Source organism: Finegoldia magna ATCC 53516 (assembly GCF_000159695.1).
In the GTDB taxonomy this organism is placed as follows: Bacteria; Bacillota; Clostridia; order Tissierellales; family Peptoniphilaceae; genus Finegoldia; species Finegoldia magna_F.
Genome location: NZ_CM000955.1, coordinates 1 through 17,287, shown reverse-complemented (window position 1 = coordinate 17,287; position 17,287 = coordinate 1). Strand labels below are relative to the sequence as shown.

The 17,287-nt window shown below is 35.7% G+C and carries 11 protein-coding genes and 1 other annotated feature; of the genes, 7 read left to right on the top strand and 4 right to left on the bottom strand.

The annotated features are described in order from the left end of the window. The first annotated feature begins 497 nt into the window (after positions 1-497). A complete protein-coding gene (locus HMPREF0391_RS09230; protein WP_002834711.1) occupies positions 498-8,618 on the top strand; it encodes a YSIRK signal domain/LPXTG anchor domain surface protein in 8,121 nt (2,706 codons plus the stop codon). A gap of 390 nt (positions 8,619-9,008) precedes the next feature. Here HMPREF0391_RS09230 and HMPREF0391_RS00045 read toward each other — a convergent pair whose 3' ends face one another. After that, complete coding sequence (locus HMPREF0391_RS00045) at positions 9,009-10,178, bottom strand: IS256 family transposase (protein ID WP_196218489.1); 1,170 nt, start codon at positions 10,176-10,178, stop codon at positions 9,009-9,011. A gap of 134 nt (positions 10,179-10,312) precedes the next feature. Beyond that, positions 10,313-10,837: a DNA topology modulation protein gene (locus HMPREF0391_RS00040; RefSeq protein ID WP_002834707.1), complete on the bottom strand. Its 525-nt coding sequence runs from the start codon at positions 10,835-10,837 to the stop codon at positions 10,313-10,315. Positions 10,838-11,017: 180 nt separating this feature from the next. Here HMPREF0391_RS00040 and HMPREF0391_RS00035 point away from each other — a divergent pair, with 180 nt between their 5' ends. Genes HMPREF0391_RS00035 through HMPREF0391_RS00015 form a run of 5 tightly spaced genes read left to right on the top strand, consistent with a single transcriptional unit; the run spans position 11,018 to position 14,834 of the window. Further along, complete coding sequence (locus HMPREF0391_RS00035; RefSeq protein WP_002834705.1) at positions 11,018-11,440, top strand: SH3 domain-containing protein; 423 nt, start codon at positions 11,018-11,020, stop codon at positions 11,438-11,440. After that, the gene (locus HMPREF0391_RS00030) at positions 11,441-12,220 is read left to right on the top strand and encodes a tyrosine-protein phosphatase (RefSeq protein WP_002834704.1); all 780 of its coding nucleotides are present in this window, start codon (positions 11,441-11,443) and stop codon (positions 12,218-12,220) included. A gap of 1 nt (position 12,221) precedes the next feature. Then, positions 12,222-12,860, top strand: coding sequence for a YveK family protein (locus HMPREF0391_RS00025; protein WP_035108982.1), 639 nt, complete (start codon positions 12,222-12,224; stop codon positions 12,858-12,860). Continuing rightward, positions 12,850-13,449 carry a CpsD/CapB family tyrosine-protein kinase gene (locus HMPREF0391_RS00020; RefSeq protein WP_002834702.1) on the top strand — a complete coding sequence of 200 codons (600 nt, stop codon included), beginning with the start codon at positions 12,850-12,852 and terminating at the stop codon, positions 13,447-13,449. Before HMPREF0391_RS00025 ends, HMPREF0391_RS00020 begins: the two co-directional genes overlap by 11 nt. 59 nt (positions 13,450-13,508) lie before the next feature. After that, positions 13,509-14,834, top strand: a complete 1,326-nt coding sequence (locus tag HMPREF0391_RS00015) for an aldehyde dehydrogenase family protein (protein ID WP_002834701.1) — start codon at positions 13,509-13,511, stop codon at positions 14,832-14,834. Here HMPREF0391_RS00015 and HMPREF0391_RS09250 read toward each other — a convergent pair. Further along, the gene (locus HMPREF0391_RS09250; RefSeq protein ID WP_080545243.1) at positions 14,806-15,078 is read right to left on the bottom strand and encodes a DUF1294 domain-containing protein; all 273 of its coding nucleotides are present in this window, start codon (positions 15,076-15,078) and stop codon (positions 14,806-14,808) included. The genes HMPREF0391_RS00015 and HMPREF0391_RS09250 overlap by 29 nt on opposite strands. 36 nt (positions 15,079-15,114) lie before the next feature. On the opposite strand from HMPREF0391_RS09250, the gene HMPREF0391_RS00010 reads away from it, so the two are divergent. Further along, the gene (locus tag HMPREF0391_RS00010) at positions 15,115-15,822 is read left to right on the top strand and encodes a pseudouridine synthase (RefSeq protein WP_002834699.1); all 708 of its coding nucleotides are present in this window, start codon (positions 15,115-15,117) and stop codon (positions 15,820-15,822) included. A 40-nt stretch (positions 15,823-15,862) separates the two neighbouring features. On the opposite strand, the gene HMPREF0391_RS00005 is transcribed toward HMPREF0391_RS00010, so the two are convergent. Continuing rightward, entirely contained in the window at positions 15,863-16,504 is a 642-nt protein-coding gene (locus tag HMPREF0391_RS00005) for a dihydroxyacetone kinase subunit L (RefSeq protein WP_002834698.1), read from the bottom strand. Between the two features lie 353 nt (positions 16,505-16,857). Next, positions 16,858-17,287 (top strand) — a sequence feature (16S ribosomal RNA rRNA prediction is too short).

Sequence of the window (17,287 nt, the reverse complement as noted above, 5' to 3'; positions counted from 1 at the left end):
TATAATTTTTTAGTAGTAATAAATCAAAATTTAACAGGTCTCAGATATTGAAACTAGAACAGAAAATCAGTTTTTTTCAAATCATTGATACATTACTAAAAAGGTATGATGATAAACATTATAGTATAAAATACTGAAGATTTTTTTCGATAAAGATAATGAATAAAATATTAAACATCATATTTGAAAGTACAAATGGCTAAAACATACCATTTAAAAGTCGAAGATGTTTCTTTCATAATATATTGTAACTTTGTTGTAATATTCTTGTATTGTGGTAGAATATGAATAGATAGAATTATTATTTTAGTCTTATTCATAATTTTATTAAAAGATGATTTGATTGAAATCAAAAAAATCCTATTAATAAATGGAATACTAAGTTTTAATTCTTAAGTCAATCTAAGATTAGCTTTTTAACAAGCATGATAAATTATGTTTTTAGTTTAAGAGGCTAATTATCAAGAGTATCAAAAAAACAAAGAAAGGAAAACGTAATGAATAACAAAAGAATTTTTGAAAAAATCATTACCGAAAAAAGAGCGAAATGCTCTAATGAAAGACCAAAATACGGTCTTAGAAAGCTAACCGTAGGTGTAGTTTCATGTCTTTTAGGTTACATGATGTTCTTCAGCCCTAACGTTGTTGCAGCTGAAAATGAAAATGTTGACCAACGACAAGTTGTAGAAGCTGTTGAATCACCAGAAGTTGCAAAAACTGAAAACGTTGAAGAATCAGAACAACCAAAAAAAGAAGTTGTTGAAACAACAGAAGCTGTTGAACCAAAAGGAACTGAACAACCAGCTTCACATGTACAAGGTGATTCTTCAAAAGCAACTAAAACAAACGCACAAGACACAACAGCAAAAGCTACTGCTGAAGAATCATCTGAAACAACAACTGAAGAAAAAACAACAGAAGGAAAATCACAAGCTGAAAGCTTTACACTTGAATTACAACCAATCAAAGTTGTAAAAGGTCAAAGTGTAGAAGACTACAGAAAAGCTTTTAAAAACCTTCCAGAAGATGCAACAGTTGAAGAAATAACTCAAGCAAATACAAATGAAACTGGAGATAATAAAGCTACTGTAAAAATCACTTTTGCAGATAAATCTACAAAAGAAGTAGAAGTAGAAGTAAAAGTATTCGGAACACAAGAAGACCTTGAAAATAGTGAATTTGGAGTTAGTACAGAAGGTGCTGATAAGAAAGATCCCCAAGGCGCAGCAGCCCCATCAGCGAGTGATAGCAAAGAGGGAGAATTTGTAGAAGATAAGGCTAAAGAAAACTGGGACAAAGATGTCCAAGATAAGAGCAGATGGGCTGTAGGCAAAGACCAAAGACTAGTTAGGATCGGTGCTGCTAATCCAATTAGAATGAGTGATATTGACTATGATGGAGTCTTTGAAGATGCTGAGGGAAATACAGTTATAAGACTTGTTTATAAAGAAAGATCAGCTGCAGGTACATTAGTGTGGTATAGAGCAAGGTTTAACTTTGGTGAACTTGATCAATATATAGACTATGATAAGTCCTATGTAGTAGGTGCAAATACATTTGGATCAGAAAAAGGAACATTTGACTTAACGCCAGTTAATGATGGAAAAGAGAGAGAATTTGATCTTGGAGTAGCAAGACACGACCCAACAGATGCTAGGCTAAACCTTCCTATCAACCTTGTCTTAAAAGACAAGATGACAGTAGCAGACCTAGTAAAGAAAAACTATACTGTCCAAATGAGGTTAACTGATAAAAACGGCAAGAGGATATATGCCTACGCTCCTAAGAAAACTTCTATGGACTACTCAACCTATACCAAGACAACATCAGTAGCCCTAGAAGATAACATCAACAACACCTTCCTAAAGGGTGGTAAACAAGAAGATGGTCAAAAAGCGACAAGTCAAGAAACATTTTTCTCAGAATTTATTGCCAACCCTAAAGAATACTCCGATGAGTCTCAGCTTGGTATAATTAGAACTCAATATTATGGAGTTAGAAGTGGTACAAATGCATCTCCAACAGTAGGTGGACAACCAATAGGATTTACTCAAGTATTTGACAAAAACCTTGTTAATTTCTTAAAGGAAGATAAGGCTGGTAATGTTGCTTATGTTAACCTTCTAACAAATGCAAGAGAAGTTTCACCTTACGCTCACAGATTTGGTATTAGGAAGAGTGATATAAACTACACAAAAGACGGAAAGAAAGCTTATATAGTTATAGCTCCAAATGCCTACCAAAAAGATGGGCTTAACAAAGTAAAAGTCGAAAAACATGACCAATACACAATGCTGCAAGGTTTCTATATCTCTGCAATTGACTATGTAGTGGATAAGACCAAACTTGCCCAAACATTCGATGAAAATCAAACTAGAAAACTGGATTATTCAATGATGTCTGGTTGGACCAACCCTAATAACGAAGGCTGGACTGTTTATGAAAAGAAATATGAAGATGGTTATGTAGCTCATAAAGGTGAGTCCTTCTTAGTAAATACAACCACTATGCCAGAGGGTGGCCAAATCATGATTAAGATTGGAGATTCTGACCAAGCCATAATCAGGAAGCAACAAGGATACTACACTTATAAAGCACTTGGTAATAATAATGCTATAGAAAAAATAGAGACAATATCCAAAAATGGAATATTTAAGTTTACATTAAGAGAAGGAGCCACTATAAAGGATGGCGATACTCTTAAAGTTTATATGCCTTACACAGCTGACCATAAAGATCCAGTAAACTTCATGGAAATAAGTAATGGTACCGAAAGAGATCAAGGCGCAGCTACTTTAGATTTAGACTATGATAAACAAATTTTAACAACTCATATTTATAAAGACTACAAAGTAGACAGAGGCTATTATAAGGTTAGATATACTCCTAAAGGAAAGACTGAGGAAGCTTCCTTTGAATTTAAAATAGTAGGCAAGAACATAGTAAAATGGGAAGAAACTGATCAAAACATGATAAAGGGATTGCCTAATAGAGCGGTAACTAAAGTTGAGGGCGATTTCCAAATAGATTTAACAAAAGTAGCACCAGGTACAGATATAATTGTAGAATCTTATAATTCAAAAGGAGAACTCCAAGCAGGTGAAACTTCATCAATTAGGTACTCAAATCTAGCCAAGATTGACCAATATAAGGACCTAACTTGGACAGACTCATCTGATAAATTATCTATCCTATCAATAAATAAGTCACTTTATAAACCATACCAAGTTATATTTACAAATGACTATGCTGAAGGAACTGATGACTTCTATAAGGATCCTCATGTAATGCCAACAGATAATGCTAACTTTATGACAGATACAAGCAAAATCCAAGGTTATACTAAGTATGATGGTGGATTAATAAGGATGCGTACTGAGCTTATAAAGAATGAAGCACTGCTAGGAAAGGCACAAGCCTTAGCTGATGAATATGATGATGATGGAAATCTTACTACTGATAATAGTTCTAATGTAGACCTAAAAGGTGAAGGTTATAGGGTATACAGATACGAGATAGACCTAAATACCCTAGGAACAATCGGAGCTGGAGCTATAGCGCCAAGAGATGCTGCAGGAGAAGATAATACTCACAGTCTAAAGTTACTAAAAGATAAGAAACTTTATTTCAACGCATCAGACGGATCATCTCTACCAACTGAATTAGTTGTATCAAGAGTAAGAACAAGAGTCTTATTCGACACAACAGAAGGACAATTTGAAGATGCAAGCAAAAAATCAATAAGAATTGCCCCAGATAACATAAAATATCTTGACGATGAAGGATATGTAGCTAATGGATTTACTGGTGCCAATGTAGCAGATGGTACTGGAGACGCCTTTGCCGAAAATCCAACAGCAGAAGGAAAAACATTCTTAGGTTGGGTAACTGAAGCAGGTAAAACTGAACTTGGAGCAACAACTGTTAAATCAGCTGCCTTCAACAAATTAGCAGCTGATAAAAAATTTACTTCTGAAACTCCAATAACTACTCACCAAGTCGTATATGCAATCTGGTCAGATGAAAAACTTGTAACATTTGATGCAAATGGCGGTAAGTTTGGTGATAATTCAACTACAAAGACAGATGATATAACAGATGGAGTACAGGCTCCAACACCAACTCAAGAAGGAAAAGAATTTGTAGGTTGGGCAAAGACAGCTGATGCTAAAGAAGCAGATGTTGATGTAGCAACATTGAAAGAAGGATCAACTGTTTACGCTGTTTGGAAAGATGCTGAAACACAAAAAACTGCAGAAAAAGTACAACCTGCCTACACAGAAGCTGATACAGAAGCTGGAAAACAAACAACAATAACAGCTCCAAATTTTACAGATAAAGACGGTAAAGAAACAACAAAACCAGAAGGTGCAAAATTTGCACTAGGTGAAGGTGCTCCAGCAGGTGCAACAATTAATCCAGACACAGGAGAAATCACATATACACCAGCAGCAGATAAAGCAGGACAAGATGTAGATATTCCAGTAGTAGTAACTTATACAGATGGTTCAACAGATAATGTAAATGCTAAAGTAAAAGTAGCTGCAGCACAAGATATAACATTAAACAATCCAACAGTAACAGAAGTTAAAGATCCATCTAAATTAACAGACGAAGAAAAAGCCGCTGTAGAAAAAGCAGTTAAAGAAGCAAACAAAGATTTACCAGCAGATGCGAAAGTAACTGTAGGTGATGACGGTACAGTAACTGTAACAGATAAAGATGGCAAAGAAATTGGTAAATTAACTCCAGATAAGACAGTTAAGAAAGCTGACGAAGCAACACCAGCAGTAGTAGCTCCAGCAGCTCCAGTTGAAGTTAAAGATCCATCTAAATTATCAGATGATGACAAGAAAGCTGTAGAACAAGCAGTTAGAGATGCAAACAAAGATTTACCAGCAGATGCGAAAGTAACTGTAGGTGATGACGGTACAGTAACTGTAACAGATAAAGATGGCAAAGAAATTGGTAAATTAACTCCAGATAAGACAGTTAAGAAAGCTGACGAAGCAACACCAGCAGTAGTAGCTCCAGCAACTCCAGTTGAAGTTAAAGATCCATCTAAATTATCAGATGATGACAAGAAAGCTGTAGAACAAGCAGTTAGAGATGCAAACAAAGATTTACCAGCAGATGCGAAAGTAACTGTAGGTGATGACGGTACAGTAACTGTAACAGATAAAGATGGCAAAGAAATTGGTAAATTAACTCCAGATAAGACAGTTAAGAAAGCTGACGAAGCAACACCAGCAGTAGTAGCTCCAGCAACTCCAGTTGAAGTTAAAGATCCATCTAAATTATCAGATGATGACAAGAAAGCTGTAGAACAAGCAGTTAGAGATGCAAACAAAGATTTACCAGCAGATGCGAAAGTAACTGTAGGTGATGACGGTACAGTAACTGTAACAGATAAAGATGGCAAAGAAATTGGTAAAATAACTCCAGATAAGACAGTTAAAGCAAAAACTCCAGAAGTAGATAAGAAAGCACTTCAAACAGAAGCAGATAAAGAAAATGCTACAAAAGAATCTGACAAGTACAAGAATGCAGACCCAGATAAAAAGGCAGCATACGACAAAGCATTAGAAGATGCTAAGAAAGTACTAGCAGATCCAAATGCAAGTCAAGATGATATCAACAAAGCTAAAGAAGCATTAAAAGCTGCAGAAGAAGCATTAAACGGCAAAGCAAGTGCAGTAGATAAGAAAGCACTTCAAACAGAAGCAGATAAAGAAAATGCTACAAAAGAATCTGACAAGTACAAGAATGCAGACCCAGATAAAAAGGCAGCATACGACAAAGCATTAGAAGATGCTAAGAAAGTACTAGCAGATCCAAATGCAAGTCAAGATGATATCAACAAAGCTAAAGAAGCATTAAAAGCTGCAGAAGAAGCATTAAACGGCAAAGCAAGTGCAGTAGATAAGAAAGCACTTCAAACAGAAGCAGATAAAGAAAATGCTACAAAAGAATCTGACAAGTACAAGAATGCAGACCCAGATAAAAAGGCAGCATACGACAAAGCATTAGAAGATGCTAAGAAAGTACTAGCAGATCCAAATGCAAGTCAAGATGATATCAACAAAGCTAAAGAAGCATTAAAAGCTGCAGAAGAAGCATTAAACGGCAAAGCAAGTGCAGTAGATAAGAAAGCACTTCAAACAGAAGCAGATAAAGAAAATGCTACAAAAGAATCTGACAAGTACAAGAATGCAGACCCAGATAAAAAGGCAGCATACGACAAAGCATTAGAAGATGCTAAGAAAGTACTAGCAGATCCAAATGCAAGTCAAGATGATATCAACAAAGCTAAAGAAGCATTAAAAGCTGCAGAAGAAGCATTAAACGGCAAAGCAAGTGCAGTAGATAAGAAAGCACTTCAAACAGAAGCAGATAAAGAAAATGCTACAAAAGAATCTGACAAGTACAAGAATGCAGACCCAGATAAAAAGGCAGCATACGACAAAGCATTAGAAGATGCTAAGAAAGTACTAGCAGATCCAAATGCAAGTCAAGATGATATCAACAAAGCTAAAGAAGCATTAAAAGCTGCAGAAGAAGCATTAAACGGCAAAGCAAGTGCAGTAGATAAGAAAGCACTTCAAACAGAAGCAGATAAAGAAAATGCTACAAAAGAATCTGACAAGTACAAGAATGCAGACCCAGATAAAAAGGCAGCATACGACAAAGCATTAGAAGATGCTAAGAAAGTACTAGCAGATCCAAATGCAAGTCAAGATGATATCAACAAAGCTAAAGAAGCATTAAAAGCTGCAGAAGAAGCATTAAACGGCAAAGCAAGTGCAGTAGATAAGAAAGCACTTCAAACAGAAGCAGATAAAGAAAATGCTACAAAAGAATCTGACAAGTACAAGAATGCAGACCCAGATAAAAAGGCAGCATACGACAAAGCATTAGAAGATGCTAAGAAAGTACTAGCAGATCCAAATGCAAGTCAAGATGATATCAACAAAGCTAAAGAAGCATTAAAAGCTGCAGAAGATGCACTAAACGGTAAAGAAGCTCAAGCAGTTGACAAGAAAGCACTTCAAGAAGAAGTAGCTAAGAAAGATGATACAAAAGCATCAGACAAGTACAAGAATGCAGACCAAGACAAAAAGGATGCATACGACAAAGCATTAGAAGATGCTAAGAAAGTACTTGAAGATCCAAAAGCAACTCAAGATGAAGTTGATAAAGCTAAGAAAGCATTAAAAGATGCAGAAGACGCATTAGACATAAGCGCAGAAGTAGACAAAGCTGCACTTAAAGCAGAAGTAGACAAAAACAAAGACGATGCAATAACAGGCTCTGACAAGTACAAGAATGCAGCCCAAGACAAGAAGGATGCATACGACAAAGCATTAGAAGAAGCACAAAAAGTACTAGACAACAAAGATGCAACTCAAGACGCTGTCAACAAAGCTAAAGATGCATTAAAAGCTGCAGAAGACGCATTAGACATAAGCGCAGCAGTAGACAAAGCTGCACTTAAAGCAGAAGTAGACAAAAACAAAGACGATGCAATAACAGGCTCTGACAAGTACAAGAATGCAGACAAAGACAAAAAGGATGCATACGACAAAGCGTTAGCAGATGCTAAGAAAGTACTTGAAAACAAAGACGCTACTCAAGAAGAAGTAAATGCAGCTAAGAAAGCATTAAAAGATGCAGAAGAAGCATTAGACATAAGCGCAGCAGTAGACAAAGCTGCACTTAAAGCAGAACTAGGCAAAAAAGATGCAACTCAAGCTACTGACAAGTACAAGAATGCAGACAAAGACAAAAAGGGTGCATACGACAAAGCATTAGAAGATGCACAAAAAGTACTAGACAACAAAAATGCAACACAAGAAGAAGTTAACAAAGCAAAAGATGCATTAAAAGCTGCAGAAGAAGCTTTGAACGGAAAAGAAAGTGACAACACTGGCGGAACAACAGATCCAACAAACCCATCAAAACCTGGCGATGATCAAAAACCTGGCGACAACAACGGTGGAACAACAAACCCATCAACACCATCAGACGGAAATAAACCATCAGACGGAAATAAACCATCAGATGGAAACAAACCATCAGATGGAAACAAACCATCAGATGGAAATAAACCATCAGATGGAAACAAACCTTCAGACGGAAATAAACCATCAGATGGAAATAAACCATCAGACGGAAATAAACCATCAGATGGAAACAAACCATCAGATGGAACAATCGCTGACAAGGTTGACCCAGCAGTTCCAGGAAAGATTGATGTAAAAGATCCTTCTAACTTAACTAATGATGAAAAATCAAAAGTTAAAGAAGCTATTGAAAAAGCTAATAAGGATAAATTCCCACAAGGAACTAAAGTTGAAGTTGGTAATGATGGATCAGCTAATATCACTTATCCAGATGGATCTAAGGAAACTATCAAGGGTAGTGATTTGGTTGTAGAAATCGCTGATTCACCTAACAGAAGACCTTCTAAGTCAGATAATCCATCAAAGACTGACAACCCAGCTAAGAAATTACCAAAAGCAGGTATTGAATCAGAAGCTATGATGATGGCTGCTGCAGCACTATCTACTTTGGGTGGATTGTATGTTTCAAGGAAGAAAAAAGAAGATGAAGAATAAATTATAGATTTTAATTTTGTAGTTTATTGAGATGAAAATACCCGATCGTATGATCGGGTATTTTTACGTGCAAAAATATTTGTTTTCGAAAAATCTCAGGGTATGTGAAAAGTTTTGTGTATCAGCTCCTCCTGATAGGTTGTGAGCTGATATTTTTTTGATTTTTAAAAAATATACTTTTATTACTAAAATCTGAAAGTTCAGATATTTGTAACCTAATTTTGGCACAATTAAACTAAAAGGTCAAGATTTTTCTAAAAATCTCCCTTTTTGCCTAATTGTATTTCTTAAAAATTTGAAGATTTCTGTCAAGAGCTGGTCGTCAGACCAGGGCTATACCTTTACTCTTGATTGAATGATTCAAATTTTTTATTATCTTTATGGCAAAATTTAGATTCTGCCTTCAAAAAATATTGATAGTTGTGACAATATTTGATCCCATCCTCTTATTCTACTCGTCCATTTACTTGAAGCATCTACCATCGCTAGATACAAGCTTTTTTGTAGGGCGTAGTCACTTGGAAATATTGTTTTGTTTTTTGTTACTTTTCTAAGTTGTCTATTAAAGTTTTCTATGCTATTTGTTGTATATATTAGTTTTCTTATTCCTTCTGGATATTTGAAATATGTTGATAATTCAGCCCAGTTATTTCTCCATGAATTTACACACATTGGGTATTTTTTGCCCCATTTTTCTTCAAATATATCTAGATTACTTAGTGCTAGTTCTTCTGTTGATGCTTTGTATACTGTTTTTAAGTCTTTCATTAGCTCTTTTATATCTCTATATGATACGAATTTTGTTGAATTTCTTATTTGATGAATTATGCATTTTTGAATTTCTGTTTTTGGATATACACTTTCTATTGCTTGGCTAAATCCTGATAAATTATCTGTTGAGACTATTAATATATCTTCTAATCCTCGTTCTTTTAATTGATTTAATACCAATAGCCAGTATTTACTTGATTCATTTTCTCCTACCCACATTCCAAGTATTTCTTTGTATCCTTCTGTATTGTATCCTAGTGCTATATATACTGCTTTTTTTACTACTATGTTATTTTCTCTTACATGATAGTGTATTGCATCTAAAAATACAAATGGATATACTTTTTCTAATGGTCTATTTTGCCATTCTTCAATAGTTGGTAGTATTTTATTTGTTATTTTGCTTACCATGGATTCTGATATTCCAAATCCATAGATTTCTTTTATGTGTGTTGATATGTCTCTTGTTGTCATTCCTTTTGCATACATAGATATTATTTGGTTTTCTATGTTTGATATGTCTTTTTGATATTTTTTCAATGCTTGTGGCTCAAAGGATCCTTCTCTGTCTCGTGGGATGTTTAGGTCTATGTTTCCGTATGATGATTTAACTGTTTTTTTACTTGATCCATTTCTTGTGTTTAATGACAGTGGTTTTTCACCATATTCATAATCTAGATGTTCATCTAACTCTGCTTTTAACATTTGTTCCATTGTGTCTCCTAGAAGATCTTTCAAAGCTTCTTGTAAATCTTGTACTGTTTCTGGTTGATATTCTTCAATTAACATCTTGGATATTTTGTTGAGTCTAGTTTCTGGTCTTTTTCTTGGCATTTTAAAATCCTCCTGATTACTATTATATCAGGAGGATTCTATACACAAACTATTTCACAGTCTCAAATCTCAACAAAAAAAGAGCCATGTTACAGGCTCGCGTTGCTTCGTTGAAGGTATTTTTTAAATTTTGTGAGTTCTTCTTGGTTGTTGATTTGAATCCATTTGTGTGAGTAGTGTTTTTTCATGTTGGCGTAGTTATCGCGTTTTTCTTTGCTGCGTCCATCTATGAGTATCCACTTGATGAATTCAAAGTCTAATTTTTCGGGACAATTGTCAGCCATGCTTTCTCTGGTTTTGCCACGGTATTTGATGTAGCGTTTGATGGCTCTAGCTAGGCAATTGAATCTGTTGAAGTTGAGGAATACTATGATGTCCGAGAGTGCAAGTCTTTCTGTTTTCTTTAATTTGCTATAGTTTCCATCTATTACCCAATCGTCTTGTTTCATAAAATTTTCTACTATGTTAATGGCTTCGTCAAGGTCTCTTTCTTTCCAATTTTCTGTGAGATTTACTTGATCGAGGTGAAGCAATGGAATATCGTATGTTTGTGATATGTCTTGTGCCAATGTTGATTTGCCAGAGGCTGAATATCCGATTACTGAAATTTTCACGTTTTTCTCCTTATTTTAATATGATCATCTTCTATTATTATATATAATTATGGAGGCGTTGTCACGTTACTATTTTTGCATTTGATGGTATAATGTATGTAGTGATTTTTTGCGGATTTTTATGTGTATAAAAGTCTTAATATATGTTAAAATAATAATTGTTAATTAGGAGATGATAAGATGAAGAGATTGATACCTATTGCGATTTTGGTTTTGGTGTTGACGACGGGTTGTTTGAGAAAACCAGAACACTACGAGTCGATGAGAAATACGGAAACGACAGAGTCTGTGGAAAATGAATCTACAGAACAAGCTAAGCCTGAGGATTCAAAACCAGAAGAAACTACAGAAAAGCCTGCTTCAGAAAATACTGATTCTAACAAACCAGAAGAATCTACTGAAAAGAAGACTATGAAGGTTACGACTGATGTTTTGAATATGAGAAGTGAAGCTAGTACTAATTCTTCTATTGTTACTAAGTTAAAGAAGGATGATGAGCTTAAGGTTATCGAAGAAACTAAGGATGACGATGGTGCTACTTGGGTTAAGGTTGATTTTAATGGTCAAGTAGGTTTTGTTTCTAAGGAATTTTTGGGTGAGTAAATGATTGATATTAATAGCAAGATAATGGCGGACATGAAGAATGGTTCGAGCAATATGGATCAGGCTATTGCGACTGCAATTGAATATGCAAGACTTGGTTACAAGAAGGTTGTGAGTGCGTCGGAGATTTCTACGAATGGTAGGGTTCTGACTGCTGATGAAAAGCAACTTCTTATCGACAGGATTAATGATGAGCTTGATTACCAAAAGATTGATTTTCAGGTGTTGTCGGGCAATTTGATGAGCTGCGATCCTAAGATGATGGAATATTTTCACAATAATTTGATTAGTTCGATTAATTATTCCAGATATATTTTGCTTGAACTTCCAAGTACAACTGAATACAAGGATTTGAATAAGTTTATCTACGATATCCAAATCAAAGGTTTTGTTCCGATTATCGTTCATCCGGAAAGGTGCAAATATGTCCAAGAAAATCCAGATTATTTGATTTCTTTGAAGGAAAGGGACTGTTTGGTGCAATTGGATATGAGCTCTGTGGTTAAGCCAAAGTCTAGCAGGTTGTTCAAGACTGCTAAGGAGTTGTTGGACAGACAAATGGTGGATGTTGTGGCTACGGAATCTGAAAATGCATATGAGGCAGAATATATTAGAGATGGGATTAAATCTCTTCATAAGATTATAGATGCGGATTATTTTGATTTGATTATGAGACTTAATCCACAACTTATCGTGGAAGATGAGAGAATAGACAGGATTCCTGTGTTAGAGAAGAAGAGCGGCGGGGTTTTGTCGAAGATTTTTGGTAAGAGGAGATAAGATGAGAGATAACTTATTTGTAAGGACTTTGAGAAATAGATTTGTGCCTATTGTTATGGTGGCGCTTTTGTTCGGGATTGCTATGATTTGCTACGATGTTATGTGGGTGAGACCTGTGTACAGCGTGGATTCAAAGGTTGTAGTGAGCGCGAAAAGTGGCAACACTTCTACTACTCAAATAGAAACTGTGAAGTCTTTGGTTAAGTCTAGAATGGTGTTGACTGAAGTGAAGCAAAACTTGAAGTTGAGATCAAATGTTGAGGATTTGTCTAAGAAAATCAGTATTTCAGATGAAAACTCAAAGATTGTTAGTATAAATGTTGAGGATACTGTGATTCAACGTGCAAGAGATATTGCAGATGAATTGGCAGATATCACTGTGAAGAGTGATGCAGACGAATACAGTGTGAAGGTGTTGGAATACTCTTCTGCGCCACTACAAGCTGTGTCTCCAAATTTGGTTAAGGACACTTTGTTGGCATATGCTGTGGGATTTTTTATTGCATTGATAGCTTTTATGGTGAGGGAATCTCACGATGATGTCATGAGAGTGGGCACTAATGTTGAAGATTTGGGAGTAAGTATTATTGGGGATATTCCTTATGTTGATGAAAGGGGTGCGATGATAGATGAAGGATAAGACTTTGTTTAATGAACAATACAAATATCTTAGAACTAATGTGAAGTTCGCAGGAGCAAATATAAAATCTATCGTGGTTACTTCGGGATATTTCGGAGAAGGTAAGACTTCTGTGGCTGCTAACTTGGCGAAAAGCTTCGCTTTGTCCAATCACAAGGTTGTTATTGTGGATATGGATTTGAGAAGACCAAGTTTGAGAAATTTCTACGATATCGACACTGAAATCGGCGTTACAAATGTTGTTGTGAACAAGATGGACTACAATCTTGCTATAAGTCACGATGAATCGATATGGGATTTGGATATTATCCACGCTGGAGCTATTCCTCCAAATGCGAACGAACTTATTTCAAGCGATTCTATGAAGAATTTTATTCGTATTTTGGAAGATAACTACGATTATGTGATTATCGACACTCCACCAATCGAAGCTTATTCCGATGCTGTTGCGTTATCAGCGATTTGCGATGCGACTTTGTTGGTGTACAAGGTTGGAGAAACTAAGAAGAGCGACATCGAAAAATCTATCGATTCAATTAGAAATGTCAACGGCAATTTGATAGGACTTGTACGTATTAATGAAAAGTAATTATAGGCTGACTGATTTTAGGCAAATCAGTTGGCTTATTTTTTATAGAAAGGGAAATTATGATTGAAAAATTACGCGAAAGGTCTCAAACGGTGTTGTTGAAGCCTTCTATTAGGGTACTGTATCTGAGAAAACTACGAGATTCTGTGAAAAATCATAGAGAAGAGATAATCTCGGCTTTGAAGGAAGATATCGGAAAAAGCGAATACGAAGCTTTTATGACAGAGTATGCAACTGTGATGCAGGAGTTGAATTTCTTCATCAATAACACTGTAAAACTTGCGCAAGTCAAGAATACTTCTTTTGATTTGTTGACTTTTCCGAACAAAACGGAAATCAGAAACAGAGCGTTCGGTGTATGTTTGATTATTAGTCCGTGGAATTATCCGTTTAATTTGAGTATGATTCCTGTGATTGATGCGATTGCCGCTGGAAATAGCGTGTATTTGATGATGAGCAGGAAGAATCCAAAAATTAGGGAACTTATGAAAGAAGTTTTGAAGCCTGTGGAGGATGTCGTTCATCTTGAAAATGACAAAAGTTATGATGAGGTGTTGGAAGAAAAGTTTGATTTTTATTTCTTCACTGGTAGCAAAAACAGAGGACAGGCTGTGTATAAGAAAGCGGCTGAGAATTTGAAGCCATGTGTCTTGGAGCTAGGAGGAAAAAGTCCTTGTATCGTGGACAAAGATGTCGATTTGAAAGATACGGCGAAGAAGATTTGCTGGGCGAAGTTCACAAACTCCGGACAAACGTGTGTGGCTGTGGATTATTTGGTGGTTGATGAAAGCATCAAGGATAGGCTGCTGCATTATATACTGAAGGAAATCGACGAAAATTATTCTGATATTTCAGAGATGTCTAGGATAAAAACTAAGGCTAAATATGATGAGTTCAGGAAAATTATGAGGGATAGAACGGACAGAATCGGTGGGAAATACCACGATGATGAGATGATTATTGAGCCGTGCGTGTTCACTGATGCGACTTTCAATGATGAGATAATGAAAGATGAGATATTTGGACCGTTGTTGCCGGTGATTTCGTACACTGATATCGATGCGATGTTGATGCACATCAGAAGAATGGACAATCCGTTGGCGTTTTATGTATTCACTAAGGACAAGAAATTGTGCGATTATATTACGAATTCTGTGGGCTTTGGTGGAGGATGCATCAACGATTGTATGATGCACATTTCCAGCAACAAGGCGCCTTTTGGTGGATTTGGCAATAGTGGACTTGGTTATTATCATGGCAAATGGGGATTTGACACTTTTTCACACAAACAATCAATCTATGTTTCCAGAAAAGTCGACAATCCATTTAGATTCAAACCATTTACGAACAAAAAGCTTAATTTAATGAAAAAATTCCTTGGCTAATTAAGACGAATACTACAAGATAAACCAATGAAATCAATGGGATTGAGATTGTGAATTTCTTCTTGTATAGTTTGTGTTTGAAGATTATCATGGAGCTCATTGCTCCGATGAAGCCTGCGAGTATGCACAAGAGTATCAGAACATTTTCAGAAATTCGGTATTTGTTGTGAATGGCTTTCCTTTTATCTATAAGGAAGGCTAGGAAAGTTATTAAATTTATTGTTAAAAAATATATACTAAACATTACATCACCCAAAATTATTGTACCATAAGGAGAGATATGAGATTAGATAGAATGCTTAGCGAGATGAAGATTGCAACGAGAAAAGAAATAAAACAAATGGTGAAAAAGGGGATTATCACGGTGAATGATGTGACTGTGAAGAAGTCTTCTGAGCATATAGATGAAAACAAAGACGTGGTGAAAATCTACGACGAGGTTATTGAGTACAGAAAGTATTTGTATTTCGTGATGAACAAGAGAAAAGGTGTGACAAGTCATTCGAAAGACCCTATGCACAGGACAGTGATTGACGATATGGGAGAACTTTGTGTGTTTGATTTGAATCCTGTAGGAAGGTTAGATTTGGATACGACAGGGCTTTTGATTATCACGAATGATGGAAAATTTGCACACAATTTGATATCTCCAAAGAAAGACGTGTCCAAGAAGTACAAGGTTACTTTGAGATATAAGGTTGATGAGAAATACAACGACACATTCGAAAAAGGTATAAAGTTGATGCCAGAAGATATCATAACGAAACCTGCTACGATGGAAATTATCGACGATTATAATTGCTACCTTACTATAAAGGAAGGTAAATACCACCAAGTTAAAAGAATGTTCGAAAAAGTTGGCAATGAAGTTGTTGAACTTCAAAGAGTTCAAATAGGAAGCTTTAAGTTGCCAGAGGACTTGGAAGAAGGAGATTTCAGAGAACTTACTGATGAAGAACTTAAAATCCTTGGATTGGAAGAAGAATAAAGAAAAAATCTCAATTTAACTTAAAAGTTGAATTGAGATTTTATTTTGTGCGTCTTTTTTTGAGGACATATTTGTATAATGTGTCGAAAAACAAAAACAACGAATAAGCACCAGGGTCTATCACTCCAATGGAGTAAATCGCGTTGTGACGTGCTTTGCCTTTCTTGGCTGTCATTTCTGAAGTTTGTTCGCAAGCCATCTTGCAATCTACACTTATTTTTTTCATTAATTTAATTGTATTTTCATTTTTGTTTTTTTCAAAGCTTTCTGTTGCAGCGTGAATGCAATCTAGAATTGTCTTGTCATTTAACTTACAGTTTCCAACAAGTTTCACAGATTCGGTCGTGATTTTCAAAATCTCTCCGAACATTTCATGGTCTAAGTTATCCTTATCTTTTGTGTATACAGAAATCTTATCAAAAACATATGAGTAGATAGGTGCAGTGGAACCTTTTACTTTGTATGTAAATAGAAATGATAGATTTTTGAACTGAGTGGAAATATCTTCATCTTTAAAATCGGGAAATTGTATGAAAAGTTCGCTGAAACCATTATTGAGATTGCTACCGTGATCTCTGTTACTCAAATTCTCATCCAATTTATTTAATAAGGAGCAATTAATCATCAAACATTCCTGATACATCTCGAAAACTTTGTAAATATCGTAATTTGTAAATCCCATAAGCACCCCTTTCTTACTTAATATTATACATGATTACAGAAAATTTTAAAAAATTTCAAAAAACACTTGACAAGTATGATTTAGGAGCGTATACTGTAATAGTTGTCTGAGAGAGACGTAACAAAAACTTGATTAAGTTTACAAGAATTTAAAAAAGTTTTAAAAAAGTCTTGACAAGCTAAAAAAAGTATAGTATACTTTAATAGTTGTCACTTGAGGCAACGAAATAATTTAACAAAGAACCTTAATAAATTAAATAAAGTAAATACTTTGAGAGAAGTACAAACCAAACAATAATTCGGTGAGAATATAAAAAGCAAAAGTCAGCTGAAAAGCTAGCTTCAAACAAACATTAAATTGAGAGTTTGATCCTGGCTCAGGACGAACGCTGGCGGCGTGCTTAACACATGCAAGTCGAACGGGATTTAGTAAACAGAAGCTTCGGTGGAAGATTACTAATGAGAGTGGCGAACGGGTGAGTAACGCGTGAGCAACCTGCCTATGACAGTGGGATAGCCTCGGGAAACCGGGATTAATACCGCATAAAATCGTAGAAACACATGTTTTAACGGTCAAAGATTTATCGGTCATAGATGGGCTCGCGTCTGATTAGCTAGTTGGTGAGATAACAGCCCACCAAGGCGACGATCAGTAGCCGGTCTGAGAGGATGAACGGCCACATTGGAACTGAGACACGGTCCAAACTCCTACGGGAGGCAGCAGTGGGGAATATTGCACAATGGGGGAAACCCTGATGCAGCGACGCCGCGTGAACGAAGAAGG